Source organism: Bacillus sp. Bos-x628 (genome assembly GCF_040500475.1).
Classification (GTDB): Bacteria; Bacillota; Bacilli; order Bacillales; family Bacillaceae; genus Bacillus; species Bacillus maqinnsis.
Window position 1 is genome coordinate 1 of the sequence record NZ_CP159360.1, and the last position, 25452, is coordinate 25452.

Sequence of the window (25452 nt, forward strand, 5' to 3'; positions counted from 1 at the left end):
ATGAAATTATACATAGCTAACAGTTTATTTGGAATCGCAGATCGAAACTTTAACGACATATTAGCCGCAAAAATTAGAGAAGAAATCCCTGAACTTGAAGTATATCTTCCTCAAGAAAATGTTGTTGTTAATGATAAAAAAGCAAGTGCAACAAGTATCCAGATTGCTAACGCTGATACCGAGCACCTCCTATCAAGTGATATTTTGATCGCTGTTCTAGATGGAGTAGAAATTGATTCTGGTGTTGCTGCAGAAATCGGTGTTTTCTCAACAATTGGACGACCTATCCTTGGTTTGTATACTGATGTTCGGCAGTTAGGAAATGACAATGCTAAAAAGGTTCTAACATTAGTTGATGATATTACCGAAAACCAATTCCAATATCGTAATCTTTATGTTATTGGCTTGATCAAGAAAACAAATGGTGGAATATTCTCTACCGTAGATGATTTAGTAGTTGCTTTAAAAAAGAAAACTAATGAATTAAAACAATCAGTTGAAAAAGAGGTGGCTCCCCAGTGATAAACTTTCTTTTGAATTGGCTGCCAGTACTAGGAACGGTGTTCCTGACAATTTGTTACCTACCTCAAATAAGAAAAACGTATGTAACAAAAGACGTAAATGGTATGAGCGTATTATTCTGGCTTTCTCTAAATGTCGCTTTGATCTTTATGCTCGTTAATGCCATTATGATCTTTATTAAGTTCGGCACATGGGGGACGATGATTACTGAAGCCTTAAATGAAGCTCTTGCTTTAATTATGTTGATCATGGTTCTGAAATATAGAAAAAACTCTTCATATGTTGTTCCCCAGGCATTAATTACAGCTGAATGGTTAAAGCAAAAGTTTAATGAAGAAAACGACAAGAGACAAGGATAATTCCTTGTTTCTTTTTTGTGCTTTAATTTACGTTTTTCACTATCCAGATAGAATACAAAAGGACTTGAAAGAAGACGGAGGTTAATAGATGAAAAATTCTTACAAAGTTGGTGATAAAGCAATTATAATCAGACAATTTTGTGGCCATGAATTTGAGATAGGTGAGATTGTTACCATCTTACATGATGCTGGTCATTCTGATTTTTTCCAAGCAAGTGATGGGAAAAATACCTGGTACGTTTCAATCAACGAGCTTTATCCATATGAATTGATAAAGAAAAAATACAGGAAGAATTAAAAAACACCGGCAAAATTTATTAATTAATTTACGTTTTCCAAGCACCAGATATAAATAAAAAGTAATCACATTAAACAAATCGGAGGAACTCAACTATGGCAATTAACTTATTAAATTTAGAGCCGATTAAGGCAAGTACGGATTTAGCATCCTACACTTCATTTATTTATGGTGTTCCTAAAATCGGTAAAACATCTTTTGTTCATAAGCTCTATGGAGATCGAGTTTTATTTATCGCCACAGAAAAACGGCATAAAGTGCTTGTTGGTGCCAATGTTCAGTACGTTTCAAACTGGATTGAATATCTTCAAGTTTTAGCTCAGCTGCAGAACAAAAAAATTAAAGAACGATACGATGTTGTTTGTATTGATACGGTAGAAAACCTTTACGCAATGCTTGAAACATATATCCTTTCAAAGTATGACAAAACAGAGTTCGGCCAGGTTGAATGGGGAAAAGACTGGGTTGATCTTAAAAATGATTGGAAGAAAAATCTTCAGCAAATTGAACGACTAGGCTACACTCCTGTGTTTATTGCTCACGCAACTCAAGTCACAACTAAGATTCCTGTTTCAGGTGTCCTTCAAGAACAGGTAAACGACACTATGACTCTTGTAACTGATAAAAAGACCAAAGAACAATACTATCAATTTGAAAAGTATGTTCCAGATCTAAAAGATAAAGTCATGGCTCCAATCAATAAAATGGTTGATAACATCTTGTTCATGACAGTTACAACTGATGAACACATGAATGAACATCGTGTAATCCATCTTCGAGAAACACTTCAATGGCAAGCCGGTTCAACATTTGAAGGTATTGCTCCAGTAATTCCTTTGGATGCTGAAGCATATAAAAAAGCCGTTACTGATGCAATTAATCTAATTGATCCTTCTCAATTGAAAGAAGAAAAAGAATCAGTTGGATTACAAGAAGAACAGCTGGATTATGATGCTCTGATGCAAGAAGCTCGTGAGCTTGGTGTTCAGTTCCATAAAGCAAATCGTATGGATGAAGTTAATAGAATTGTAGATGAAGTATTTGGAGGCGGCAATAAGTTAACCGATGCTTCCAAAGAACAAGTTCAGCCGTTATTCGTTGCAATTCAAAAAATGAAAGAAATTCTTTAATAATTGGCGAGGGGATGATTATGTCGTCCTCTCTTGCTTTAACTCAACTACTGCAAGAAAGGAAATAGGTTATGACAGTTGTAATTAAAGACAAGAATAAAAAACGTGAACGACGAATGGAATTTGATAGAGAAAGATTGATTTCATTTATTAAACGTGGATTCGAAAATATTGAGGTTAATCCAACCACAAAAGAGAGTTACATTTCTAAAGTGGTCCGGACAATCGAGAGAAGAGAAGAAATCGAATCAAAAGATATTACGAAAATCCTCATTCAAAATGCTTTGGTTCTTACAAATGACATTAAGAATGATTCTGGATACGTGGCGCCTGATTACCTTGTAAACACTAACTGGAATAGATTTGCCCGTTATGTAAAGCTCCAAGAGTTATATAAAAGAGCTTCTAAAAATAGATCTTATGATTCAAAAGAGAAGTATGGTGATTTCTATGGTCTTATCGTGACTCTCACCGAAAAAGGCTTGTATACTCCCGATATTCTTGCTAATTACACGCGAGAAGAATTAGTTAAGGCCGGAAATGCAATTGTTCCCGAACGTGATGAATTATTTGATTTTGCAGGGCTTCATTCACTATCTGGTCGCTATTGTGTTAAAGACTTTGACAAATCAGTTTATGAATTGCCACAAGAAAGATTTATGATTGCTGCCCTTCACCTGATGATGCCAGAGGAAAAAGACCGAGTGGAGAAAGCAATTGAACTATACTGGGCGCTTTCTAACCTTTACCTTACACTTGCTACTCCAACTTTAATGAATGCTGGCCGTGTTACCGGTGGTTTATCAAGTTGTTTTGTTCTAACAACTGAAGACTCACTTCGTGGAATTTTTGATGATAACACTGATGTTTCTACGTTCTCTAAAAATGGTGCCGGTATTGGTATTTATTTTGGAAAATTACGAGCAACTGGATCAGATATTCGAGGACATAAAGGCGCTGCCAGTGGAATACTAGGATGGATTAAACAACTTGATAACACGGCCGTTTCCGTTGATCAGTTAGGACAAAGACCTGGTGCTGTAGCTGTCTATCTTGATATTTGGCACAAAGATATTGAAGACTTTATAGACCTTCGTTTAAATACTGGAGATAAATCAAAACGAGCTTACAACGTTTTCACTGGTCTTTGTATTCCGGATGAATTTATGAGACAAGTTGAAAAACGTGGTGACTTCTATCTTTTTGATCCCCATGAGATCAAACAAAAGATGGGATTCAGTCTTGAAGACTTCTACGATAAGAAAAAACTTGGTGAAAAAGAAACACCAAATCCAATTGATCATGCTTGGACTTACCACTATTACTTATGCGTTGATAATAACAATTTAGATAAGAGACGTGTACCAGCAATTGAATTGAAAAAGAGATACATGAAGGCTCAATTAGAAACTGGAATTCCATATATGTTTTATCGTGACACGGTTAACCGTAATAATCCAAACTCCCATTCAGGAATGATCCATTCTTCTAACTTGTGTTCTGAAATCGCTCAAAATATGTCACCTTCGTTTGTAACTCAAGAGACGATTAATTGGGAAACAGGAGAAGTAATCATTCATAAACAAATTGGTGATCTAGTAACATGCAACCTCAGTTCCTTGGTTGTTAATAGAACTGAAAAAGATGGAGTAACAGAGAGAGTTATCAAAATTCAAATGAGGGCCCTTGATAATGTTATTTCTCTCTTAAAAGTTCCTGTTCCTCAAGCACAATACACAAATATGAAGTATCGAGCTGTTGGGGCAGGAGAACAAGGTATTACTGCCCTACTAGCTCAAGAAGGAATCATGTGGGATTCAGAACAGGCTGTTGAATATATCTCCCAACTTGAAGAAAAAATCATGAGAAATTGCATTAAAGCTTCAGCGTTGTTAGGAAAAGAAAAAGGTAACTATCCTGTTTTCGAAGGTTCGAAGTGGCAAACTGGAGAATGGTTTGAAGAACGTAATTTAAACTCTCCTGAGTGGTTGGAAGTTAAAGAATTGGCTTCTAAGTACATGAGAAATGGATATCTAAGGGCTATTGCTCCTACTGGTGGAACATCAGTTATTGCTGGATCAACACCAGGAATCGACCCAATATTTGATGTTATCTACTTTGAGAGGAAGAAAGACTTTCACCTTCCTATTTTGGTTCCGGAATTAAATCAGAAAACATGGTTCTTCTACAAACCAACTATGAAAATGGAATACGAAAATGAAAAACAGTTAGCACACCTGTGGGCTATTAAGCATAACGCTGCACGTCAAAAATTTGTAGATCAAGCTATTTCCCATAATTTCTATATTCCTCAAGACATTAAGGCCAAGAATTTTTACAAGCTTCATATGGAAAATTGGAAAGCTGGTGTGAAAACTTCTTACTACACTCGATCTTGGGATCAAAAACACGAAAGTTCATGTCTGGCATGTTCAGCTTAATACATTAAAGATGTGGGAGCGAAAGCTCCCTTTTGATTTACGTTTTTAATAATCCAGATATAAATATTAAGAGATTTTTATAAATATGGAGGAACACTTATATGGAACGATTGACGAAACAAGTAAGGGTTTTTAATGAGAATTTACCTAATAAGGGCGAGAGAATGTTCGATGATGTAAGTGGTATTCTCTTCTGGGATGACATTATTAATCAAGTTTACTACGAACTTATTAAAGAAATGAGAGAAGTATTCTGGATTCCAGATGAAGTATCTATGGGTAAAGATAAAGTACAGTGGGCTACTGAAATGAACGAAATGGAACAAGAGTTATTCTTAAATGCTATCGGAATTTTGGCTGTACTCGATTCTATTGCTACATATTTTGATAATGTTGCTGCTTATTATATTAGAGATTCTGCAATTAAAGCTCTTATGGCTTTTGTCGCGGCAATGGAAACAATTCATAACGAATCTTACACGTATATCCTAAGTTCAGTAAACTCCAAAACTGTATCTTTAGATGTATTTGAACGACCGAAAAAGAACGAATTCATGATTAAAAGAAACAAACTAATGATGGATCTGTTTGATGAATTCATTCAAAATCCTACTCCGAAGACGTTTGCAAAAGGATTGGTTGCAATGAGTGGTTTGGAAGGTTTATGTTTCGTAAATGGATTTACACCGTTCTATCATTTTAATAGAAACGGAAAAATGTTTGGGACCGGAACTGTTATTCAGTATATTCAGCGTGATGAAATGAAGCACTCTTACTTCCAAACAATCCTGATACGTGACATTCTAACTCAATATCCCGAACTTAATACTGAAGAGTTCGCGGAGTTTGTATATGGGTTCTTCATTAAACTTGTACAACTTGAAAGAGAATTTTGCGAGGATCTTTATAAAAACACTCCTGATATTGATATTGAAGAAGTAAAAGAGTATATCGGGTACCGGGCGAATTTAATTTTAGACAACCTCGGGCTCGACCAAATTTTTGCAGCAAAGAAAAATCCTATGCCCTGGATAACAGCTTTTGATCCTGATAACTTAAATAATACAAAAAGAGATTTCTTTGAGGACAAAGAAGTGAACTATGGCAAATCGAATGAGCAAAAGAATGATTGGGATGACCTATGAGATGGGCTCCCTTCCGATTATCCTTGCTTCAAATACAGGTAATACTAGAACCTTTATCCCGTTTATCCAAGAGCACGCTAAAAGAGATTTACAGGTTATTGAAGACTTTAACAATCCTTTCCCTAGTAACAACAATTTAGCTATTGGCACGTATACTTGGGGTAATGGAAAAATACCTAAGAGACTTAAAGAATATCTTATTGAAAACTATTTACAACTGTGTGGAAAAGAAGTTTTTATATTTGGGAGTGGTAATTCAGTTTATCCTAAATTTTGTGGGGCAGTTGAAGGCATAAAGAAAATTTGTTTGGATTGTGGAGCCGATGTCATAATTGATTTTAAATTTGAACAAAGATTTAATCCTGAAAAATATTCATGGGATGAAATTCAAAGTTTAATAAAAATTATTAAGTACTGGAGCCGATAAGGCTCCATATTTTTTGTATTAATATTAAGTCTTCTTCTTTTTCTGTTTCGACCTTTCTCCAAAAAATAACCTTATACAAAAAGAACAGGTTAAAAATCTGCCCATTCTCACACTATATAATTGAGTTAGTTTGCTTCGATCCTCGCCCCTATTAAAGCTTAACAAACCAAACACCCCATTTCCATTTGGTCAAAATCGTCAACTAAAGAATGTGGGCTTGTTTACGTTTTTAAAGAGTTAGATATAATAACAAAGATTTTAAAAGGGGGAAATTAATTAATGTTTAAGTTTATTAATCAGTTTTTACTTTTTCTTATTTATTTAACCATTCCTATCGTATTGATTCACTATGGAGTATTACGAACCTTCAATTATGACATTGATTTCTGGGGCATTTACTTTATTCTTATTGCATCCTTTTTCTTGAAAAGTATATTTTAAAAATGACTAAAGGAAATATCATCTTTGTAAGAAAAAAGAACATTATCTCTAAACTGATTAGGTTATTTGATAATCGAGGGAAGTTTAGTCATGTAGTCATTGCTGTATCAAAAGATGAAATTCTTGAAGCCAATATAAATATGGTTTCAAGAATTAAAAAATTTAATTCCAAAGAATACTCGTATTATGAGATTCTTGATTTAGGATTAAGTTCGGCGCAACAAGAAAAAGTTGTTGAGATCAGCAAAGAGTATATTGGTAAAAAATATGATTATGCCCAAATATTTGGGTATGTCTTGAAAAACTTATTTCATCTCAAAGGAAAAAACTTATTTAATAATCCCAACAATTTAATTTGCTCAGAGCTAGTGTTTGATATTCTAGATCGCCTCGGAATTACTAACGATCTTGGGATTACTGGCGAAATAAGAGGAATTGATTTAACACCAAATGAACTATATGATCTTCTCAAATATTTAACTAAAAGTATTAAAAAAAGCCAATCTTAAAAGTTTGGCTTTTTTAATACGAACATATGTACGTTTAATTCCAGATATTGTATAATTTTATATGTAAAAGATAACTTTAAGGAGAGAAATGCACAAATGCTCAATTATGCAACTTTAAAACCAGGAGAATTGATTAATTTTAAGAAGGGTGATGGCAGTCCTTATGATATTCTAAAGAAAGAAATTCAAGGAACTCTTTCTATGATAAGTATAGAGGAACTAGACGTATGGTTCGATGATGAATTTCTTTTAAAGAAAGAGCTCCAAATGCCCTCTCTTGTTATAAAAAACACCCCCAATCTAACCATCTCCGATTGGGATATAGTGATCTGCGGGAATATTATGTTTGCTTCAAGTAATGAAGAAGGAGATACAGTTAGTCTTACTGAGAAAGCCGAAAGGATATTAAGACAATTCAAACAGGCTTTGTTAGGAGAAAATCCTGTTTGGCTTTTGCATAATTATGAAGTTAAACTGTCATTCAATTTTAATTGATTGGTTTAACTGACCCTAAGTTAAGCGGCCAATGATATTGGCCGTTTTTTAATTCAAAATTTACGTTTCAAACGATCCAGATATAATAACAAAAATATAAAGGAGAGTTTGAAATGAGCAGATTAGTTAAATGCTATGGAACATGTGAACAAAAGCACCCCCAATCTGTTATGAAGAAATTCAAAAGCAAAAACTACTGTCCTAAATGTTATAAGAAAAAAGAGAAAGATGTTGAAGATCGAGAAAACCTTTATAACAAGTGCAAAAAAATTTTCGGTATTTCTTTTCCTACAGGATTGATGCTTAAGCAAATTAAACAATTTAAAGAGGAACGAGGATATACTTATAAAAATATAGATTTCACTCTTGATTACATAGTAAATATCAAAAAAATACGTTTGGAATTAAAGTATGGTTTAGCTCTTATCCCCCATTATTATGATGAAATGATTGACTACTATAAAGATCTCAAAAGAAAAAGAGAGAATATGGTGGTAAAAAAAATAGAAATGCGAAAGGTTCAAATAAAGACACCCTCTTTATCTAAAAACAGATATAAAGACAAGAAATTAATAAACATGGAGGGTTTACTGAAATGACAGGCGTTAACTCAACTACTACTGATAAAGCAATGAAAGTTTTAAACCCTACACGGGCTGTCTATTCTGTTATTGGTTCACTTTGCAGGAACCCCCACTTCTTAAGAGATCCGGAAATTATTATAACAGAAAAAGACTTTGCTCATGAATTTCACCAAATTGTGTTTTCTTCGATATATAATATCGCTTATTCAAATTATGAAGTCACTAAAATTAATGAAATTGATCTTGATAATTACTTATCGTCTTTTCCTCAGCACTATAAGATTTGGGAAAAAAATGATGGTTTATCTTATATAAGAAAATCAATAGCTCATGCAAATGAAAACACCTTTAAAAGTAACTATGATCGACTGAAAAAAATCTCTTTATTGCGACATTATGTATTAAATGGAATTGATGTGTCAGATCTTTATGATTGGCAGTCTACTGACTTAAAGATCCGGAATGATGGAATGAAAAAAATAGACAGTATGACTGTTAATGAAATAATTGATCATTACACAATTAAGATGTCTAAGATTAAAGATGCATTCAATATTGGTCAAGAGACAAAAAGTTTTATGGCGGGTGATGATTTGGACACTCTTCTAGATGAGTTAGATGAAGACCCTGAATACGGAAACCCATTTACAAACAAATTTTATAACACAATATTTAGAGGAAAACGTAAAACAAAGCTTATGCTTCGTTCAGCGGGTACAGGTACAGGTAAAACTCGTCAAGCATTGGCTGATATGTGTAATGCATCATGTGATGAAATTTTTGATATTAACCAAAACAAATATGTAAGCAACGGCCCATCAATCCCTACCCTATTTATATCAACAGAGCTTGTAAAAAGAGAAGTCCAAACAATTATGCTTGCTTTTATTTCTGGAGTTGATGAAGACGTAATTAAAGATGGTAAGTATTCTGAGGTAGTCTTAAAAAGACTAAAAAAAGCAATCCAGATTTTAAAGAGAGCGCCTATCTTCTGTGAGTATGTAAATGACTTTTCAATTTCAGATATTGAAACAATTATTGAACGACATATTATTGAAAACAATATTCAAGAATGTGCCTTTGACTATATTCAAATGACCCCAAAACTCTCCAGAACAATGGCGACTGCATTTGGGAGTCACCTTCGAGAAGACCAGATTCTTCATCAGTTTTCGTCATCATTAAAAATTCTTGCTGAGAAGTATGATATTTTTATTGCTTCTTCAACCCAATTAAACAGAGGTTCTAAAGAAATTGAAAATAGAGACCCGTCGGCTCTACGTGGTGGACAAGCCACAGCAGATAAAGTTGATTTTGGTATCCTTACATTTAGGGCGGGGGCTTCAGATTACCATAATCTAAAGCACATTTTGCAATCTGGTTTTACTAACAAAAAACCAAACTATTCTCATTGGGTTTATAAAAATCGCGGAGGAAAGTATAGTAATGTAATTATCTGGACTTATATGAATCTAGGCACTATGAGAGAAGATCCATTATTCGTGACAGACTACGATTTTAATTTGTTAGATGTTCACCCGATGAATATTGGATATGCCATTGAAGAAACAGAAGATTTAGCTGAAGAAAGTCTGGTTTTTTAAGAGAAGATGATTCTTCTCTTTTTTACATTTTTATTTAGTCAGATAAAATATCTTAAATAGGGTTAAGAGGTGAATTGGTTTGGATGCCCACAAAGTAAAACAATCCTTGAGTGAAAATGACATATTCACCTTACTTCAAGAGTTAGGAACACAACCAAAATTAAAAGGTCCAAATATTATATGCAAAACGATCTGTCATAACGGTCATAGCCATAAACTTACTTATTATTCTAATTCTCATTCATTTTACTGCTTCACAGAGTGCGGCCATATGGATTTATACGGATTAATAGGGAAAATAAAAGGATTAACTTTTTTTGAGTCATTTAAATTTATTTGCAAGAGATTTGGATTATCATATAGAAGTTCAAATTTTACTTCAGATAAAGTGGATATGTCTTTCTTTGAAAAATTTAAACCAAAAGATATTACAGCAGAAATTAATCAGCTAGATAAGAAAATCCTTAATTCATATTATGACTTCTATCACAAGTCTTGGATAGAAGACAACATTTCTCCAAAGACAATGAAGAAGTTTAATATTAAATACTCAGTTATAGATAATCAAATAATTATACCTCACTACGATCTTAAAGGAAATCTTATTGGTATCCGAGCCAGAAACCTAAATCAAGAATTAGTGAACTCCGGAAAAAAATATATGCCTGTGTTTTACAAAAATCGTTTCTTAAAACACCCAACCGGCTCCTGCCTTTATGGATTAAATTTTAACCTAAAACAAATAAAAGATTACGGAGCAATCATCTTATGTGAATCTGAAAAGTCAGTTATGCAGATAGATACTATGTTTCCTGATATGTCTATTGCTGTATCTTTAAGTGGATCTACTCTTACTGATACTCAGATAGAATTATTAAATAACTTAGGCATTGAACAAGTCATAATTGCTCTAGATAAAGAATTCTCAGAAGTTGGGAGTATTGAAGAAAAATACTACATTGAGAAAATCAATAGTGTTTTTATTAATAAACTTGGTTCAAGGTTTGAAACAAGTGTGATGTGGGATGTTGAAGGCCTCCTTGATTTAAAAGACAGTCCATCTGATAAAGGCGCCGAAATTTTCATGAAATTATTCAACAACCGAATCCTAGTAGCTTAATTTACGTTTTAAAAACCCCAGATATAATAACGAAGATTCAACTACTAGGAGGAAAATTTATGCGTAGTATTATAAAGATTGAGATCGACCGTCCTTTAAGCAGAAATGAAATTGAATATGTAAATAAATTATCTGAAGCAGAAAAAGAGGAACAACTCGAAAGAATGAACTTTTTAATCAAAGATATGTTAGAGTTAGAAGGAATCTCTCGCGAATTTTTGAAAATCACTAATAAAATTGTTGGTGAATTCAATGAAGATTAAACAAATCGGTCCCTTCAATGGGGATATCATTGACACCATATTGAAGAATAGAAATATTAAGGATATTGATACATTCCTTAACCCTAATAGTAGCGAGGATCTTAATCCTTTTGATCTTCATAATATTGAACTCGGTGCAAATGTCCTTCTTGCTCATTTACTCATAAGAGATCATATTGGTATTTTAGTTGATGCAGATGCTGATGGATTTTCGTCTGCATCAATAATCTATCAATATATAAAAAAAATTGAACCAGATTCACATATTTCTTATTTTCTTCATGATCGAAAATCCCATGGATTAACTGATGAAATTTCTCAAAAGATTGCTAGTTCAACAATTGATCTAATCATAATCCCTGATGCAGCGTCTAATGATGTTGATGAAATTCAAAGGCTTTATTATATGGGAATTGACATTATCGTTCTAGATCATCATGAAGTAGATAAGATGCCAGAGCATGGAATTTTGATTAATAATCAATTAGACGTGAATAAAAACACAAATAAGAATTTAGTCGGTGCAGGTATGGCCTATAAGTTTTGCCAAGCTCTTGATAAGATTTTAGATACCCATTATGCTGATGACCTTCTTGATTTAGTTGCTATTGGCCAAATCGGAGATATTTCAGATATAAGTGAAAATGAAGTCAGAAACTTGGTTTTTCGAGGCCTTGAGACGATCAATAACCCATTGGTTAAAATTGCTATAATGGATTCTTTTGGGAGTCTAAAAGGTCTCGCCCCAAAAGATCTCTCCTTTTCTATTATTCCAATGATTAATGCGGTAGTTCGTGTTGGTACTAAAGATGAAAAAGATTTACTATTCAGAGCCTTAAATAAGATTGATGATGGACGAGTTTGGAATGTAGAGAAACGAAAGAAAAATAAAAAGACCGGAAAATTCGACAAAATATTAGTTGAGCAAGATATATATGATATTGCCTTTGATATGATGAAAAAAGTTAAGAGTCGTCAAAACTCAATGGTTAAAAAGTCTCTAGAAAAACTTAAAAATAACACCAGCATTTATAATGAGGGCGGAATCTCAATTGCTTTACTTAACAGCCCTCATGAAGCTTCGATTACTGGTCTAGTTGCCAATAAAGTAGCCAATAAATATCAAAAACCAGCATTAGTGCTTTATTACAAAGATAAGAAATATGTTGGGTCAGGTCGTGGCGATGAAAAAATATTATCTTCCCTTAAAGACTGGTGTAATGAAACTGGACTGATCGAGTTTGCTCAAGGGCATGCTAATGCTTTTGGTATATCTATCCCTGAAGACAATTTTGAAGAGTTCAAAAAACGAACACATGAGGTCAAGAAAAATGAGTTCGTTTATGAGGTTGATCTCATAGTCAGAGAAAATGTTAATAGATCTATAATTGAAGATGTTACTAATAATAAACACTTATTTGGTGGGAAAGTACAAGAACCCCTATTAGCCTTTATCGGAATTAAAATTAATAAGAACTATATCCGCCAAAAAGGTTCTATGTTGGCCTTTTATGAAAATGGTGTTGAGTTTGTTATGTACGGAGCCCCTGACGGATTATATGAGAGTCTAAAAAATAATTTTGACAGACAAATCACGATGGATTTCATTGGTATCCCATCTGTGAATATTTATGGTAATAAACGCACCCTTCAATTAGTTCTTGTAGGGTGCGAGAGGTCTGGCAACTATGATCTTATTGAGGAAGTACCTGATGAAGTTACTGTAGAAACCATTATTTTTTGAAATAACAGTTATAACAGTCATAATAATAGCCATGACAGTTACATTAGTAGTTGTAATTGTCATGGCTAACTTTATTTACCGAACTGCCACCATTTTTTCTTCTTGTTGTTTTCTAAGATCAATTTCTTTAATTCCTGAGTTTCTCTAATTGATTGTAGTAACAACTTGTCTCTATTTGTAGAGCCACTTTCTAAAAGCTTTTGGGTTTGATTTTGATTTTCCAACAGCTGATCTATTTGTTTCTGTTGGTTTTTTATAATTTCATGCATTTGTTCCATTGTTTCTTTCATAATTGTTATATCTAATGGTGGCTCAGTCTCATCAAATTGAGTTGATTCTGTTGAGCCCTTCCATACCGTTACATCAGTTATAGAAGATATAACTGTTCTCACAGCGTCTACAACTTTTATTCCTTTTTCATTTTTAATTTGAATTAGTCTTTTAAAAATTTCTAAATCTCTTTCTGAGAAGATTACTTTTCCTGTACGACTCCTTGTAAATCTGTATCCGTTCTCTTCTATTAAGAGATAGTACTTTTTAATAGTTGATGGAGATAACCCTAGCTCTTGAGCTACATCCTCAACGCCGGAAAAAATATTCATAACAGTCATAACCTCCGATTAATAGTAGTCATAACAATCATATCATAGATAAAATAACTTTTTAGAAATACTGTAATTAAAGTTTCGACATTAATTTACATTCTTGAATCTCCAGATATAAATAAAGAGAAAACAACATAAATAAATCGGAGGAATAATAATATGACTCAAAATACTAAACCGTTAGCTCCAGGAAAACAACAACATGTTTATATTGCGGCCCCATTCTTCAAGGCGGATCAAATAACCCGAGTTGCTTTGGTCGAAACATTACTTGAAAAACATGACTTAACATACTTCTCGCCAAGAAAACAATCAGCAATCGGTCCGATTTCATCACCTGAAGTTCGAAAGAAGTCTTTTGAGATGAACATTAGAGGAATTGAAGAATCAGAACTTGTTATTGCAATTACTGATGATAAAGACATGGGTACCATTTTTGAGGCGGGGCACGCATATGCATCGGGGGTCCCAATCATTTATGTGGCCTTCACACTTGGTCAAGATGGAATGTTCAATCTAATGTTAGCAGAGTCAGGAAAAGCTGCATGTAAAACAATCGAAGAATTAGAAGCTGCCATACTTGGTCAAGAAATTTATTATGAGGGCTTAATTGAATAATCTATTAAATAATTTATTTAATAAATTCAATAATAATTATTAAATGATGTCGTATTAAATAATTTTTTATTGATTATATTTAATAATAAGATGTCTATATACGGAGGAATTAATCATGAAAGTAATTATATTTAAACAAAGTGCTTGTCAACCATGCCAGATGCTTGAAAACTATTATTCTTTTGAGTTAGGGATTAAACCTGATATAACTTATAACCTTTCAGATGGTGATGATGATTCGGTAAACGCGGCTATGAAGTTTGGTATTATGGCTACGCCAGCCTTGGTACTTGTTGATAATAATGAAAATGAGATTGAAAGAATAGTTGGATTTAATGGCAAACAAGATCTGATTCGAGAAATGTTCTTAAAAGCAGGAAAAACTGAAAAATAGCATTTTTTGTATCTTTTTATATCAGGATATAACTTAACTCAACAACTCTCATAAAGGAGACACAACAGTTATGACTTACTATAACCGAGGAAAAGTACGTACTTTAGGAGATACACGAATCTTAGCACTTGGAGAGATTATTAGGTATAATAATCGCCCGAAAATCAAGCATGAGAACGTTGCTGAGCACACGTTTTACGTGATTACAACCGTCCTAAAGATCTGTCAAATGTATAACGTTGATGATTATATTAAACTCAAAGCTTTAGAATTTGCTGCCGTTCATGATATTCCTGAAATTTTCTTAGGGGATGTACCATATGATACGAAAGTAGACAATCCCACTTTACAGAAAATCTTGAATGAAGCTGAAATTGTTAACTTAAAAAAATATATGCCTGAATATGCAAAAGCATATGAGCAATTTCTCAAAGAAGAAAAAGAAGAGACAATTGCTTATCTAATTGTAAAGCTCGCCGATACGGTTTCTGTCCTTCAATATTCAAATAGTGAAATAGAACTTGGAAATAAAACAAAACAAATGAAAAGTATTAATGATGGAGCACAAGAGCGTGTATCAAATTTAATTGAAAAATTAGAGGCGCGATTAAGGAAAAAGGCAGTATTTTTTGATTGAGAAGCCGATTTGAGCTTCTTTTTTATTTAGAAATTTTCTTGGCGAGACTTATAAAAAGATTTTTAGCTAAAGAATAAAACGCGAAGTAACTCTATAATAAAAACACTATTTTATGTTAAACTTATTCTGATATGGATACGAAAAAATTATCAAATTTAATGATTAAATTGTTTAATGAAAATGGCAATACCCCTATGAACCAGTATGAAGCTTTAACAGCCACAAACGTACTTGGAAGGAGGGCAAAATCTGGAGATTATAAGTATATTGCTTTTATCTGTCCGGGTTTAAAAGGATTCTTTAATTGGCACTCTCATGTTAGACATGGAATAAAAGCAACGGTGGTTAAAGCAGGTCAAGCTAAAATAGTCTACAAAGAAGGCTTAGAGGTTATAGATGAACTTGTTTTGAAATATTATGATTCAGAAGTTGATGTTTCAGCTATCGAACCGTCTAATTCAGCCTATTATGCTGAACAATGCATAGATTATGTTTGCAAGACTCTTTTAGATTTTCAGAGATCCGATTTGCTTAAGTATATATATTCATCAGAAGTCATCTCTAACGAATTCGAGAATGATGATTATAGAGGTCTTCAATGGATATATATATTTAGACACCCTAAAGTTAGAAATGAACTTAAAATTGGGATGTCTACTCGCCCGTGGCAGGAGCGTTACGCAGAAGCAAATATGAATACATATACCTCAAGAGACTTGGAGGTTGTTGCTACTTTCCCTTGTAAGGATGGTAAATCTATTGAGAGATTATTACATTCACAATTTGAAGAATACAGACTTCCCCCAAAAACCGGTCAAACGCGGCATCCGGAATGGTTTGAGTTTCCTGAAAATAAAGTTGAAGAAGTAATTTCTCGAATTGAAAAGTTTATGAAATCAATTGATTTATTATCTTTATAACAAGACTAGTGATATGTCTTTAGTCTTTTTGCATTTAAATTTAGCTAGATATAAAAGTTATGACAATAATATTAATGTGGAGATCTTAGAATGAAGATTGAAGTTCATGAAAGAAATCATTTTGAATATTAATGAGATTATTAAACCACTTTATAATTTTAAGACTGCTTCGGCAGTCTTTTTTTATATTTCTATTTACGTTTTTTTAATACCAGATATAAATACAAAGTACAACAAGAGATTAAAGAAATCGGAGGATATAACGGTTATGACTAACTCAACTACTACTATTGTCGTCCCGCCACCTGAATTTGTTAAACCAAAAATCATCATCCTTGAAGGTGTTGATCGCTCAGGAAAATCATCTCTACAACAAGCTATAAATAAAGTCTCTAATTACAAACATATTGTAGTTGATAGGGGGCCAATTGGTTTTAAAACATATTGTGACTTGTTTAGTCGAGATCCTCAATTATGGGATAACTATGATGACTTAGAAAAGCATTTAGCTGAGATTAAAGACGTAATCGTAATTTACCTTGATTGTGACACAAAGGTCCTGATAAATCGATGCCTTCAGACTGGCCACGAAATTCTTGATTATACTCTTCATAAACATTTTTATAAATTTTATTTTGATAAGTCTCCAATACAGAAGCTAATTGTAGACACCACCTATAAAACTCCAGAAGAAATTGCACAAGAATTAAAAGAGAAGGGAGTCCTTTAATGATGAAAGTTGTAATCTACTGTGACGGGGCATCGAGAAATAATGGAAGAGACGATAATATCGGGGGTATCGGGGCAGTTCTTCGATATGGCTCCCACATTAAAACTATTAAGGCTAGCTATAGAAACGTTACAAATAACATGATGGAAATTCGCGCAGCTATTGAAGCCCTTAAACAATTAAAAACACATAATATTCCTGTAGAAATCAATACAGATTCGGCATATCTATGCAATTGTATGAACCAAGGTTGGTATAAAAAGTGGATGAATAATGGATGGATTACAGCTAATAAAAAGCCAGTGGAGAATCGCCGGTTATGGATTGAATTAATTGAACTGGTCGAGAAATTCCCGTTTATCACTTTTAATAAAGTTAAAGGTCATTCAGGAATCCCAGATAATGAACTTGCTGATAGATTAGCCAATGAGGCAATGGATGAACTTACAAGAGACCCAGCTATATAAGTCAATAAAGAATGATTACTTATAAAGTACGGTTATCTATTGAGGGAATATTTATTGAAAAAAATCAATAAATATATTAAATCAATTTACATTTTCGTACTTTTAGATATAAATATATTGTATTTTTTATTGAAAATATGATTGAAAAAAATCGGAGGAATTAAATAATGCCAAAAAATAATAACCTTGAGCCAGTTAAATTACCCATGCCAATTCGTTTTAATGAAAAGCCAGAATTTGAATTCAAAAATGATTTAGAAAATATTAAAGTTACTCTAGTTGATTATACTCCTTGGGAAAGCATTCTTTGTTATCTTCCTGGATATGTGAATGCAACCTGGGCGGATGATCCCGAAGAAACATATAGTATGACACAGGTGGTTGATGATATTGAAAAAGCCTTCACCTTTAAAACACTGCCTTCAATCCTTGAAACAATTCGATTAACATTTCGAATTGAAGGAATTTCAGTACAAGATGTAACTCATTTAATTCGTCATAGGACATTTTCGTTTTCGGCCCAATGTACAGGAGATCGTTGGTTATCCCATACAACTGCAGTTATTCCTGAATCTATTGAAAATTCCCCTGAGTTTTTAGAAAGATATAAAGATCTTACTCGACAATGTCGTAATCTTTATGCTGAAATGATTGATTCTAAGAAGATTTCAATTATGGATGCTCGACTTATTCTGAATAAAAACCATGATAACTTTTATTATGCTTCAATGAATGTTAAAGATTTATTGGCCTTCTGCAAGCAACGTATTGATCGGCAGATTCAACCGAAGTCGGATAACATTATTGCGTATCAAATGTATCTCGAACTTTGTCGGGCATATCCTATCGCCCATTTAGATCTTATAGATTTTGAAATGCCAAGTTTCCATTACATCAAGAACGCGCGAAACGGTCACGCTACTAATCTATACTTCCCAGAAGAAAACTCAGATAAATTTGAATGGAATGAAAAAGACTTTATTTATCAAGATTGGCGTGAAAATATTAATGGAACTAATCCGCCCAAGGGTCCGACTAAATTTCAGAGAATGCTCAGAGAATATAAAAATCAACTTGAAGAATGGAAAATTGCCTCGAAACAATATATGGATCACCTTGCAAGCCGAGGAGAAGATAAGTAATGTTACAATTTTCTCGAATTCCATCTATAGGTGAACTTGATTATTTAAAAGAAAATGATGAAATGATTTTATTCGATTCTTTCACAATGATTAATCCGTGTACGGAGAATACTTTTCCTGATTCGGATGAGCCTTATTATACTTCACTTGAAATGCAATTAAGACACTTACTTTATAAATTTTCAAGTGGGTGGATAAGTTCAGAGAGACAGGTAATGCTTAATAGTGATGAATGTATCTCAACCGTTCATTTTATATTTGACAATGAGAAACGAGTAATTGGAATTAATGTTTTCCAAAGATCTTCTAACTTATTTAATTTAGAAGATGATGTTCAATTCTTTAATTACTTTATTAATAAGTACTTAAAAGAGCATAAAAAGATTAAGTTAACGTATTTTGTGTCGCACCCACACATCTTTAAAAACAAAAATAAAAAAATAGAAGATTAAAACCACTCAAATGAGTGGTTTTTTGAATTTTTTGTTCGTCTGATTTACGTTTCTGTCAATTCAGATATAAATACTTTATAAAAATACAAGAAATGAGAGGTTATTAATCATGACCCGACTACAACAACAAAGTATCGAAAAGTATAAGAAAAAGCCTTTCTTGACTCATTCACATACTGATGCATCAAATTTTCGATTAAGAGATGCTATTAATAAACCAGAAGAATTGATTAATTATTGTCATGAGATTGGATTGAGTGGAGTAGTCATTACAGATCACGAAACTTTATCATCTCACGTAAAAGCCCACAAGTACGTTGAAGAGAATAAAGAACGCCTTGGAGATTTCAAATTAGGGTTTGGTAACGAAATATACCTAGTTGATAAAGTAGATACTATGGAGAAAAAATCATTAAACCAAAAGATAAGCTTCCACCATTTCATACTAATCGCTAAGTCACAAAAAGGATATGAAGGATTGAAAAAACTTAGCTCTAAAGCTTGGTACAATTCTTTCTTCTACCGTGGAATGGAACGGGTGCCGACATATAAAGATGAATTAATGTCTTTAATGCAGGAGTATCAAGGAGAAATTATTGCTTGTACAGCTTGTGTTGGTGGAGAACTTCCTCAGTCTTTAATTGCATATCATGACGATCCTACTCCAGAAAATAAAAAACGAGTGCATGATTTTATTGTTTGGTTAAAGGGAGTATTCGGAGAAGACTGTTATTTTGAACTGCAACCCTCAAAAAATCGAGATCAATTAGTAGCCAATGAAATGATGTTAAAAATATCTGAAGCCTACAATGTTAAATGTATTGTCTCTACTGACGCTCACTACCTTAATAAAAAATACGCGCCAGCTCACAAAATATATCTCACAGCATCAGAAGGAGAGAGGGAAGTTGATGAGTTTTATGCTACAACTTATGTTATGGGGTATGAAGAATTACTTGAGTACTTTGATGAGGAAGTATTAGATGTTCTTGTTGATAATACTAATGAAATAAGATCAAAACTTGGATCAATTACATTCGCCCAGGAAACCAAAGTTCCTAAGGCACATATCCCAAAATATGAAATGAGTCAACTATTTACTCCTTACTATATGGAATACGAGTATATAAGAAAATATGCTGAAAGCCAGTACGACATTGATCGTTATTATCTCCATTTAATAGCTGAAGGTATGGTTTCAAAGAAACAAGAGCTAAATAAAGAGAACCTTTTAAGAATAAATGTTGAGCTTGATGAACTTTACCATATTACTGAAAAACTTGGCCAGCCACTTTCGTCTTACTTTGTCCTTTCAAAAGATGTTGTTGATTTAATGTGGAAAGTCTCACTGGTTGGCGTGAGTCGTGGATCAGCATGTTGTTTTTACCTGAATTACCTTTTAGATATTGTTCAGCTAAATCCAATTAAATTTAATCTTCCGCATTGGAGATTCTTATCAAAAGAACGGCCTGAATTACCGGATATTGATCTGGATTCTGAAGGATCAAAGCGCCATGAAATTATTCAAATCACAAAAGAGCATTATGGAGAAGAGAACGTCTTGAATATGGGAACTTTTACAACAGAAGGGGCTCGTTCGACTGTTTTAACTTCTTGTCGTGGGTTAGGAATTGATAAAGATATTGCTCATAATATTGCTAACTTAATCCCTACCCGGAAGGGTGGTATTTGGAGCTTACATGAGTGCTTTTACGGAAATCCAAAAGAAGGAACCAAACCAGCTAAAGAATTTTGCCGTGAAGTTGATAAATACGAAGGTCTAAAAGAAGCAATGCTCTCTATTGAAGGATTAATTTCTGGTCGCGGACAACATGCTTCAGGAGTTATTATTTTCCCTAATGGATATATAAAACAAAATGCCATGATGAAAACAACTTCAGGGTTGCCTATCACTCAATTTGATGCAGAAGATAGTATCTATATGGGTGGGCTCAAATTAGATTATCTGTCCATTAATGCTCTTGATAGAATTAGAACAGCTTTAGATCTGCTTCTAGATCATGGGAAAATTGAATGGCAGGGATCTTTGAGGGAAACTTACAATAAATACTTTCATCCAGACATTCTTGAAATGAAAGCTCCTAAAATGTTTGATTTATTATTTGAAGGTCATGTTTTGAATGCTTTTCAATTTGAAACAGCAGTTGGCCAGCAAGCTCTTACAAAAATTAATCCTCGATCATTTGATGAACTCTGTGCTGGCAACTCTTTGATGAGATTAAGTACTGATGGCGAGCAACCACTTGATAAATATGTTCGTTTTAAAAATAATATTCAAGATTGGTATGAAGAAATGAGATCGGCTGGGCTGAATGAAAAAGAAATTAAGATTCTTGAGGAACATTTACTTGATAGGTATGGGATTTGTGATACACAAGAAGGATTAATGTTGCTTGCTATGGATGATAGGATCGCCGGTTTTAACCTAACTCAAGCTAATAAATTCCGAAAATCTGTTGCAAAAGCAAACCAAAAATTAATTGAAGATCAAAGAATTAAATTTTATGAAGGAGGAGAGAAAACTGGAGCTCGCAAAATATTCCTAGACTATGTTTGGAATAAAGAGTTTAAACCTCAGTTTGGATATTCTTTCTCATTACCCCATATTGCTGGATATACAATGATATTAATGATTGAAATGAATATTTGTTATAGATATGGAGCGATTTATTGGAAGACAGCTTGCTTATCAGTTAATGCGGGAATGATAGGAGAAACTGAAAAAGGTACAAAATACGGGGCGATTGCTAAAGCTGTTGGAGATATGAAAGGTGACATTTTAAACCCAGACATTAATCTTTCAAATAAGGGATTCACACCTTTAGAAGAAGAGAATAAAATCTTATTCGGCCTCAAACCGATTGCCGGTTTAGGAACAGATGCAATAGAAAAAATCATTGAAAATCGCCCCTATAAAAGCTTTGAAGACTTCTTTAAGAAGATAGTCATTCCAGGTCTAATTTCTGAAGCAAAAGTTGTTTCGTTAATAAAAGCTGGTTGTTTTGATTCTTTTTATCCAAATAGACGACTTTTAATGATCAACTTTGTTAAAACCATTACCCCTAAAAAGGAAAAGCTTACAATGGTCCAACTACCAACCATAATTCACTTAGTAGATCAGAAGAAATTCAGAATAGAACTTGAAATCTATAATTTTCGAAATAAACTTTTTGGAAGAAATAAAGTACCAATGACAAAAGAAATTGAACAAGAATTTATGCATTTCTTACGGGTGTTTCCTTATCCAGTTGATTATGAATTTAAAAATGGAAAGCTCTGTATTGACCAGAAAACTTTTGATAAAGCTTATAAAGAGATTATTGATCCATTAAGAAAATGGGTTACTTCTCCTGAAGCTGCTGAACAATTTAACAAGATTAAAATGAAAGAGTTCTGGGCTAAACATTGTCAAGGAACAATCGAAGCTTGGGAAATGGAAACATTGCTATTCTACTCTAAAAAACATGAATTAGATTACATGCCATTAAACAACTACTTTAATATTGTTAATTTTAATGATCTCCCTCCTAACCCTGTTATAACAGAGTACAAAAAAAATAGACGCGGAAATAATGTTCCTCAATACAAGATCGATATTATTGCTGGAACGGTAGTTGAAAAAAATAAACAGAAATCTCTTGTCCATGTCCTAACTCAAGATGCTGGTGTAGTAACTGTTAGATATTCTAAAGGTCAGTTTGCTCACTATGATAAAAAGGTTGTTCGAATTGATGGTAAAGAAAAACAAGTTCTTGATCCGTCTTGGTTTGAACGAGGAAGCAAACTTGTTTTAATCGGTTTTAGACGTGGAGAAGAATTTGTTCTTCGCACGACAGGAACACAGTTTAAGCATAGCACAATAAAAATCAAGGGCTATGACTCTGAAAAGTTATACCTCCAAATGGCAAAAGTCACAGAGTAACCTGTGACTTTTATTAATTCTAATGAATTCTATAAGGAAATCAGTTGGATCTAACAATATAAAGACAAGATATGAGAGTCATGATTTACATTTCTGTTATAACCATCGGTCATGATGGTTATAATCCCTTTATTTAAAAAATAATGTAATAAATGATTTACATTTTTCAATAACAAGATATAAATATAAAGGATTATGTAATTAATTAAATAACAATATAAATAAAAATATTTAAATCGGAGAAAGGACTCATTACTATGAATCAATTTATTCTTGATAATCAAAAAGAGTTTCAAAAACGTATGGGTCATGACATAGATAACATGACTCCTCAAGAAAAGGCTACATACATCAAGGCTATGATGCTATGGACAATTGATGAACTCAGTGAAGCTCTTCATGAACTTCCTTATGCTAAAGAATGGTCGAGTAAATATGAGAAAGAAGATTACAGTATTGAGAAACATGAAAGGTTATTTAAAGAAGAAGTTATTGATGCACTTCATTTCTTTACTAATATAATGGTTGCTGTTGGTATGACAGAAGAAGAAATCCTTCGTATGTATAGAGAAAAAAATAAAATTAACTATCAACGTCAAGAGGATCCTTCTCTTGGATATATTTAATTGGAGGTAATAACTATGACAACTACTATGTTAACAACCACTAAGTATTTCTCAACTGCCGAAGCTGAAGCAGAGGCAATCATTGATCAGCAAAAACAAGAACATGGCGATTATATTAAGTCTCATAGTATCACCAGAAAAATCAAAAAAGATGTTGAGTATTTCATCATTCAAGTCACTGTTGAGTACTACAAAGATAAAGATTTAGTATCAACTGTATCGTGAAGTAATTAAATGGATTTACGATTATTTTTCTTGGTTTAGTATAGTCTTGTCTTTGATATTTGAAACAGGACAAGCCATTATTCTAATGATAATGATATTTTAATCTTCCTACTCAACTATTAAATCGGAGGAAACATCATGATAAAAATCATCTGGGCTTATAAAGAAAAAGATCCCCTTAAAGTATTTTTAGAGAGCCAATTAAATGCTGCTGATCTTAAAGGATATGAAGTTAAAAAATTTTCAATTGATAGACTTCCAGAATTGATTGATCTATATGAACTTAAACAATGGTGTAACGTTATTTTTCTTAATAAAGATGGTAAAAAAATTGCTGTTTTTGAAGGACCGTTTTCGAGCAAAGACATCGAGAATACTTTGGAGTTTATAGAAGAAATCATTAAAATCTCTAAAGAGAGGGGATTTTAATGATTTATGTTCTACTTGGTGCAACTTGTTCCGGTAAAACTACAGCATTAGAGACTTTAGTCAAACAAGGTTATAAAACAATTACATCTTATACAACTCGACCAAAAAGGCCAGATGAGATTGATGGAGTCGATTATCATTTCGTTACTCAAGATTATTTTAAGTGGATGGATGAATCAGGTTTATTAGTTGCAAAGAATAGCTTTAAAAGTGCATTTGGAGACGTCTGGGGCTACGCAATTAATAGCCAAGATATAAAACTCTTTGAAGATCAAATCGTGATTACAGAGCCTTCTGGGTATCGTGATTTAACTGAAAAATACGGTCCGAGTAATGTTACTGGAATCTATTTAATGGCCCCCTATGATATTCGATTAGCTAGGGGAATCAAAAGAGAAGATAATTCAGTTGAGCTCAAAAGAAGGTTGATCGCAGATGAAAAAGATTTTGAAGGATTAGAACTTGAAGTTGATTACATTGTTGATTCAATGGATAAGGATCAGGTTATTAAGGAGATTTGTAATATTATGAATGGTGATTTTAAATGAAGAGTCTACAGTTGGTTTCACCGTTACCTCCATCAGTTAACAACTATCTTAATTACAAAGTTTCTTCAAAAGGCCCCCGTAAATTTGTTCAATCATATCCTTCAGAAGAAACTAAGATATATAAGTCTTTCTTTATTGACTACGTGAAAGACCAAATGAAAGAACAAGAATGGGAACAACCTGAAAAGGGGAAATTAGTATTCGTAAAAATCAAGTTTTTCTTAGATCGAAAGAGGAAAGACCCTAACAATTTTTTAAAAGTTCCATTTGATGTCTTTACGGAAGCTGGAGTTTATATTGATGACGATGTGGCTCTACCAGTTGCAGAAAGGGTTTATATTGATAATCAAAATCCAAGACTAGAATTTGAAATTTATGAAGCTACTAATATTGGTGTTTTTGATGACGCAGAAGATCTTGAAGATTTCAAAAACAAAAATTGTGTTTTATGCAAGAAAAAGCCCGACAAATGTACAATATTTAAGAGAATTATTGACAATAGGGTAGTTCAAGAATTCAATCTTTCTAATAAAGAATGCTTAGCTAGGAGGTAAATACCTCCTTTTCTTGAGTTAAACATATACATAAAATGAATATTTTATGTTAAAGGCCATTTGACATACCTATACATATA

General features: G+C 33.0%; 30 protein-coding genes. 29 read left to right on the forward strand and 1 reads right to left on the reverse strand.

Annotated elements, in window-relative coordinates:
* From ABVJ71_RS17195 to ABVJ71_RS17265, 15 genes are all read left to right on the forward strand, one after another.
* Window positions 1-522 (forward strand): nucleoside 2-deoxyribosyltransferase (locus tag ABVJ71_RS17195; RefSeq protein ID WP_353856813.1); only part of this gene is annotated, 522 nt, incomplete at its 5' end.
* Entirely contained in the window at window positions 519-881 is a 363-nt protein-coding gene (locus tag ABVJ71_RS17200; protein WP_213394120.1) for a PQ-loop domain-containing transporter, read from the forward strand. The genes ABVJ71_RS17195 and ABVJ71_RS17200, both read left to right, overlap by 4 nt.
* Before the next feature lie 88 nt (window positions 882-969).
* Window positions 970-1179: a hypothetical protein gene (locus tag ABVJ71_RS17205; RefSeq protein WP_013603307.1), complete on the forward strand. Its 210-nt coding sequence runs from the start codon at window positions 970-972 to the stop codon at window positions 1177-1179.
* A gap of 95 nt (window positions 1180-1274) precedes the next feature.
* The gene (locus tag ABVJ71_RS17210; protein WP_353856814.1) at window positions 1275-2309 is read left to right on the forward strand and encodes an AAA family ATPase; all 1035 of its coding nucleotides are present in this window, start codon (window positions 1275-1277) and stop codon (window positions 2307-2309) included.
* Between the two features lie 71 nt (window positions 2310-2380).
* Complete coding sequence (locus tag ABVJ71_RS17215) at window positions 2381-4750, forward strand: ribonucleoside-diphosphate reductase subunit alpha (protein ID WP_353856815.1); 2370 nt, start codon at window positions 2381-2383, stop codon at window positions 4748-4750.
* A 101-nt stretch (window positions 4751-4851) separates the two neighbouring features.
* Entirely contained in the window at window positions 4852-5895 is a 1044-nt protein-coding gene (locus tag ABVJ71_RS17220) for a ribonucleotide-diphosphate reductase subunit beta (protein WP_353856816.1), read from the forward strand.
* The gene (locus tag ABVJ71_RS17225; protein WP_353856817.1) at window positions 5852-6322 is read left to right on the forward strand and encodes a flavodoxin domain-containing protein; all 471 of its coding nucleotides are present in this window, start codon (window positions 5852-5854) and stop codon (window positions 6320-6322) included. The genes ABVJ71_RS17220 and ABVJ71_RS17225 overlap by 44 nt, the downstream gene beginning before the upstream one ends.
* Before the next feature lie 279 nt (window positions 6323-6601).
* Complete coding sequence (locus ABVJ71_RS17230) at window positions 6602-6763, forward strand: hypothetical protein (protein WP_353856818.1); 162 nt, start codon at window positions 6602-6604, stop codon at window positions 6761-6763.
* A gap of 2 nt (window positions 6764-6765) precedes the next feature.
* Window positions 6766-7272, forward strand: coding sequence for a YiiX/YebB-like N1pC/P60 family cysteine hydrolase (locus ABVJ71_RS17235; RefSeq protein WP_353856819.1), 507 nt, complete (start codon window positions 6766-6768; stop codon window positions 7270-7272).
* A 96-nt stretch (window positions 7273-7368) separates the two neighbouring features.
* Window positions 7369-7767 (forward strand): hypothetical protein, encoded by a 399-nt coding sequence (locus ABVJ71_RS17240; protein ID WP_353856820.1) that lies wholly within the window; start codon window positions 7369-7371, stop codon window positions 7765-7767.
* A gap of 113 nt (window positions 7768-7880) precedes the next feature.
* Window positions 7881-8366, forward strand: coding sequence for a hypothetical protein (locus ABVJ71_RS17245; protein WP_353856821.1), 486 nt, complete (start codon window positions 7881-7883; stop codon window positions 8364-8366).
* Window positions 8363-9955: a DnaB-like helicase C-terminal domain-containing protein gene (locus ABVJ71_RS17250; RefSeq protein WP_353856822.1), complete on the forward strand. Its 1593-nt coding sequence runs from the start codon at window positions 8363-8365 to the stop codon at window positions 9953-9955. Before ABVJ71_RS17245 ends, ABVJ71_RS17250 begins: the two co-directional genes overlap by 4 nt.
* Window positions 9956-10226: 271 nt before the next feature.
* Window positions 10227-11075 carry a hypothetical protein gene (locus ABVJ71_RS17255; RefSeq protein ID WP_353856823.1) on the forward strand — a complete coding sequence of 283 codons (849 nt, stop codon included), beginning with the start codon at window positions 10227-10229 and terminating at the stop codon, window positions 11073-11075.
* A gap of 59 nt (window positions 11076-11134) precedes the next feature.
* Complete coding sequence (locus ABVJ71_RS17260; RefSeq protein ID WP_353856824.1) at window positions 11135-11338, forward strand: hypothetical protein; 204 nt, start codon at window positions 11135-11137, stop codon at window positions 11336-11338.
* Entirely contained in the window at window positions 11328-13082 is a 1755-nt protein-coding gene (locus ABVJ71_RS17265) for a DHH family phosphoesterase (RefSeq protein ID WP_353856825.1), read from the forward strand. Before ABVJ71_RS17260 ends, ABVJ71_RS17265 begins: the two co-directional genes overlap by 11 nt.
* 71 nt (window positions 13083-13153) lie before the next feature.
* On the opposite strand, the gene ABVJ71_RS17270 is transcribed toward ABVJ71_RS17265, so the two are convergent.
* A complete protein-coding gene (locus ABVJ71_RS17270) occupies window positions 13154-13684 on the reverse strand; it encodes a DUF3967 domain-containing protein (protein ID WP_353856826.1) in 531 nt (176 codons plus the stop codon).
* Between the two features lie 162 nt (window positions 13685-13846).
* Between ABVJ71_RS17270 and ABVJ71_RS17275 the strand changes: the two genes are divergently transcribed.
* The 14 genes from ABVJ71_RS17275 (at window position 13847) to ABVJ71_RS17340 (ending at window position 25372) form a co-directional block, all read left to right on the forward strand.
* Entirely contained in the window at window positions 13847-14305 is a 459-nt protein-coding gene (locus tag ABVJ71_RS17275; RefSeq protein ID WP_353856827.1) for a nucleoside 2-deoxyribosyltransferase, read from the forward strand.
* A 115-nt stretch (window positions 14306-14420) separates the two neighbouring features.
* Complete coding sequence (locus ABVJ71_RS17280; RefSeq protein ID WP_353856828.1) at window positions 14421-14699, forward strand: thioredoxin family protein; 279 nt, start codon at window positions 14421-14423, stop codon at window positions 14697-14699.
* Between the two features lie 70 nt (window positions 14700-14769).
* Window positions 14770-15336 (forward strand): YfbR-like 5'-deoxynucleotidase, encoded by a 567-nt coding sequence (locus ABVJ71_RS17285; RefSeq protein WP_353856829.1) that lies wholly within the window; start codon window positions 14770-14772, stop codon window positions 15334-15336.
* 131 nt (window positions 15337-15467) lie between these two features.
* Window positions 15468-16256, forward strand: coding sequence for a GIY-YIG nuclease family protein (locus tag ABVJ71_RS17290; RefSeq protein ID WP_353856830.1), 789 nt, complete (start codon window positions 15468-15470; stop codon window positions 16254-16256).
* A 106-nt stretch (window positions 16257-16362) separates the two neighbouring features.
* The gene (locus ABVJ71_RS17295) at window positions 16363-16986 is read left to right on the forward strand and encodes a hypothetical protein (protein ID WP_353856831.1); all 624 of its coding nucleotides are present in this window, start codon (window positions 16363-16365) and stop codon (window positions 16984-16986) included.
* A complete protein-coding gene (locus tag ABVJ71_RS17300) occupies window positions 16986-17453 on the forward strand; it encodes a ribonuclease H (protein WP_353856832.1) in 468 nt (155 codons plus the stop codon). Before ABVJ71_RS17295 ends, ABVJ71_RS17300 begins: the two co-directional genes overlap by 1 nt.
* 167 nt (window positions 17454-17620) lie before the next feature.
* Window positions 17621-18595 carry an FAD-dependent thymidylate synthase gene (locus ABVJ71_RS17305; protein ID WP_353856833.1) on the forward strand — a complete coding sequence of 325 codons (975 nt, stop codon included), beginning with the start codon at window positions 17621-17623 and terminating at the stop codon, window positions 18593-18595.
* Complete coding sequence (locus ABVJ71_RS17310; RefSeq protein ID WP_353856834.1) at window positions 18595-19047, forward strand: hypothetical protein; 453 nt, start codon at window positions 18595-18597, stop codon at window positions 19045-19047. Before ABVJ71_RS17305 ends, ABVJ71_RS17310 begins: the two co-directional genes overlap by 1 nt.
* A 109-nt stretch (window positions 19048-19156) precedes the next feature.
* Window positions 19157-22990 (forward strand): PHP domain-containing protein, encoded by a 3834-nt coding sequence (locus tag ABVJ71_RS17315; protein WP_353856835.1) that lies wholly within the window; start codon window positions 19157-19159, stop codon window positions 22988-22990.
* Between the two features lie 257 nt (window positions 22991-23247).
* Window positions 23248-23616 carry a dUTPase gene (locus ABVJ71_RS17320; protein WP_353856836.1) on the forward strand — a complete coding sequence of 123 codons (369 nt, stop codon included), beginning with the start codon at window positions 23248-23250 and terminating at the stop codon, window positions 23614-23616.
* A 15-nt stretch (window positions 23617-23631) separates the two neighbouring features.
* The gene (locus ABVJ71_RS17325) at window positions 23632-23841 is read left to right on the forward strand and encodes a hypothetical protein (RefSeq protein ID WP_353856837.1); all 210 of its coding nucleotides are present in this window, start codon (window positions 23632-23634) and stop codon (window positions 23839-23841) included.
* Between the two features lie 138 nt (window positions 23842-23979).
* Window positions 23980-24270, forward strand: a complete 291-nt coding sequence (locus ABVJ71_RS17330; protein WP_353856838.1) for a thioredoxin — start codon at window positions 23980-23982, stop codon at window positions 24268-24270.
* On the forward strand, window positions 24270-24818 hold the full coding sequence (locus ABVJ71_RS17335; protein WP_353856839.1) for a guanylate kinase/L-type calcium channel region: 549 nt from the start codon (window positions 24270-24272) through the stop codon (window positions 24816-24818). Before ABVJ71_RS17330 ends, ABVJ71_RS17335 begins: the two co-directional genes overlap by 1 nt.
* Window positions 24815-25372 (forward strand): RusA family crossover junction endodeoxyribonuclease, encoded by a 558-nt coding sequence (locus ABVJ71_RS17340; RefSeq protein ID WP_353856840.1) that lies wholly within the window; start codon window positions 24815-24817, stop codon window positions 25370-25372. The genes ABVJ71_RS17335 and ABVJ71_RS17340 overlap by 4 nt, the downstream gene beginning before the upstream one ends.
* Window positions 25373-25452: the final 80 nt, after the last annotated feature.

Excerpts from the sequence above, each read along its gene's own strand:
- ABVJ71_RS17240 (WP_353856820.1), top strand. The coding sequence starts at position 7,369 with ATGCTCAATTATGCAACTTTAAAACCAGGAGAATTGATTAATTTTAAG.
- ABVJ71_RS17330 (WP_353856838.1), top strand. The coding sequence starts at position 23,980 with ATGATAAAAATCATCTGGGCTTATAAAGAAAAAGATCCCCTTAAAGTA.
- ABVJ71_RS17275 (WP_353856827.1), top strand. The coding sequence starts at position 13,847 with ATGACTCAAAATACTAAACCGTTAGCTCCAGGAAAACAACAACATGTT.
- ABVJ71_RS17285 (WP_353856829.1), top strand. The coding sequence starts at position 14,770 with ATGACTTACTATAACCGAGGAAAAGTACGTACTTTAGGAGATACACGA.
- ABVJ71_RS17335 (WP_353856839.1), top strand. The coding sequence starts at position 24,270 with ATGATTTATGTTCTACTTGGTGCAACTTGTTCCGGTAAAACTACAGCA.
- ABVJ71_RS17315 (WP_353856835.1), top strand. The coding sequence starts at position 19,157 with ATGACCCGACTACAACAACAAAGTATCGAAAAGTATAAGAAAAAGCCT.
- ABVJ71_RS17235 (WP_353856819.1), top strand. The coding sequence starts at position 6,766 with ATGACTAAAGGAAATATCATCTTTGTAAGAAAAAAGAACATTATCTCT.
- ABVJ71_RS17295 (WP_353856831.1), top strand. The coding sequence starts at position 16,363 with ATGAAAGAAATCATTTTGAATATTAATGAGATTATTAAACCACTTTAT.
- ABVJ71_RS17270 (WP_353856826.1), bottom strand. The coding sequence starts at position 13,684 with ATGAATATTTTTTCCGGCGTTGAGGATGTAGCTCAAGAGCTAGGGTTA.
- ABVJ71_RS17310 (WP_353856834.1), top strand. The coding sequence starts at position 18,595 with ATGTTACAATTTTCTCGAATTCCATCTATAGGTGAACTTGATTATTTA.
- ABVJ71_RS17260 (WP_353856824.1), top strand. The coding sequence starts at position 11,135 with ATGCGTAGTATTATAAAGATTGAGATCGACCGTCCTTTAAGCAGAAAT.
- ABVJ71_RS17210 (WP_353856814.1), top strand. The coding sequence starts at position 1,275 with ATGGCAATTAACTTATTAAATTTAGAGCCGATTAAGGCAAGTACGGAT.
- ABVJ71_RS17205 (WP_013603307.1), top strand. The coding sequence starts at position 970 with ATGAAAAATTCTTACAAAGTTGGTGATAAAGCAATTATAATCAGACAA.
- ABVJ71_RS17340 (WP_353856840.1), top strand. The coding sequence starts at position 24,815 with ATGAAGAGTCTACAGTTGGTTTCACCGTTACCTCCATCAGTTAACAAC.
- ABVJ71_RS17300 (WP_353856832.1), top strand. The coding sequence starts at position 16,986 with ATGATGAAAGTTGTAATCTACTGTGACGGGGCATCGAGAAATAATGGA.
- ABVJ71_RS17280 (WP_353856828.1), top strand. The coding sequence starts at position 14,421 with ATGAAAGTAATTATATTTAAACAAAGTGCTTGTCAACCATGCCAGATG.
- ABVJ71_RS17320 (WP_353856836.1), top strand. The coding sequence starts at position 23,248 with ATGAATCAATTTATTCTTGATAATCAAAAAGAGTTTCAAAAACGTATG.
- ABVJ71_RS17225 (WP_353856817.1), top strand. The coding sequence starts at position 5,852 with ATGGCAAATCGAATGAGCAAAAGAATGATTGGGATGACCTATGAGATG.
- ABVJ71_RS17265 (WP_353856825.1), top strand. The coding sequence starts at position 11,328 with ATGAAGATTAAACAAATCGGTCCCTTCAATGGGGATATCATTGACACC.
- ABVJ71_RS17305 (WP_353856833.1), top strand. The coding sequence starts at position 17,621 with ATGCCAAAAAATAATAACCTTGAGCCAGTTAAATTACCCATGCCAATT.
- ABVJ71_RS17220 (WP_353856816.1), top strand. The coding sequence starts at position 4,852 with ATGGAACGATTGACGAAACAAGTAAGGGTTTTTAATGAGAATTTACCT.
- ABVJ71_RS17250 (WP_353856822.1), top strand. The coding sequence starts at position 8,363 with ATGACAGGCGTTAACTCAACTACTACTGATAAAGCAATGAAAGTTTTA.
- ABVJ71_RS17215 (WP_353856815.1), top strand. The coding sequence starts at position 2,381 with ATGACAGTTGTAATTAAAGACAAGAATAAAAAACGTGAACGACGAATG.
- ABVJ71_RS17325 (WP_353856837.1), top strand. The coding sequence starts at position 23,632 with ATGACAACTACTATGTTAACAACCACTAAGTATTTCTCAACTGCCGAA.
- ABVJ71_RS17245 (WP_353856821.1), top strand. The coding sequence starts at position 7,881 with ATGAGCAGATTAGTTAAATGCTATGGAACATGTGAACAAAAGCACCCC.
- ABVJ71_RS17290 (WP_353856830.1), top strand. The coding sequence starts at position 15,468 with ATGGATACGAAAAAATTATCAAATTTAATGATTAAATTGTTTAATGAA.
- ABVJ71_RS17255 (WP_353856823.1), top strand. The coding sequence starts at position 10,227 with ATGGATTTATACGGATTAATAGGGAAAATAAAAGGATTAACTTTTTTT.
- ABVJ71_RS17230 (WP_353856818.1), top strand. The coding sequence starts at position 6,602 with ATGTTTAAGTTTATTAATCAGTTTTTACTTTTTCTTATTTATTTAACC.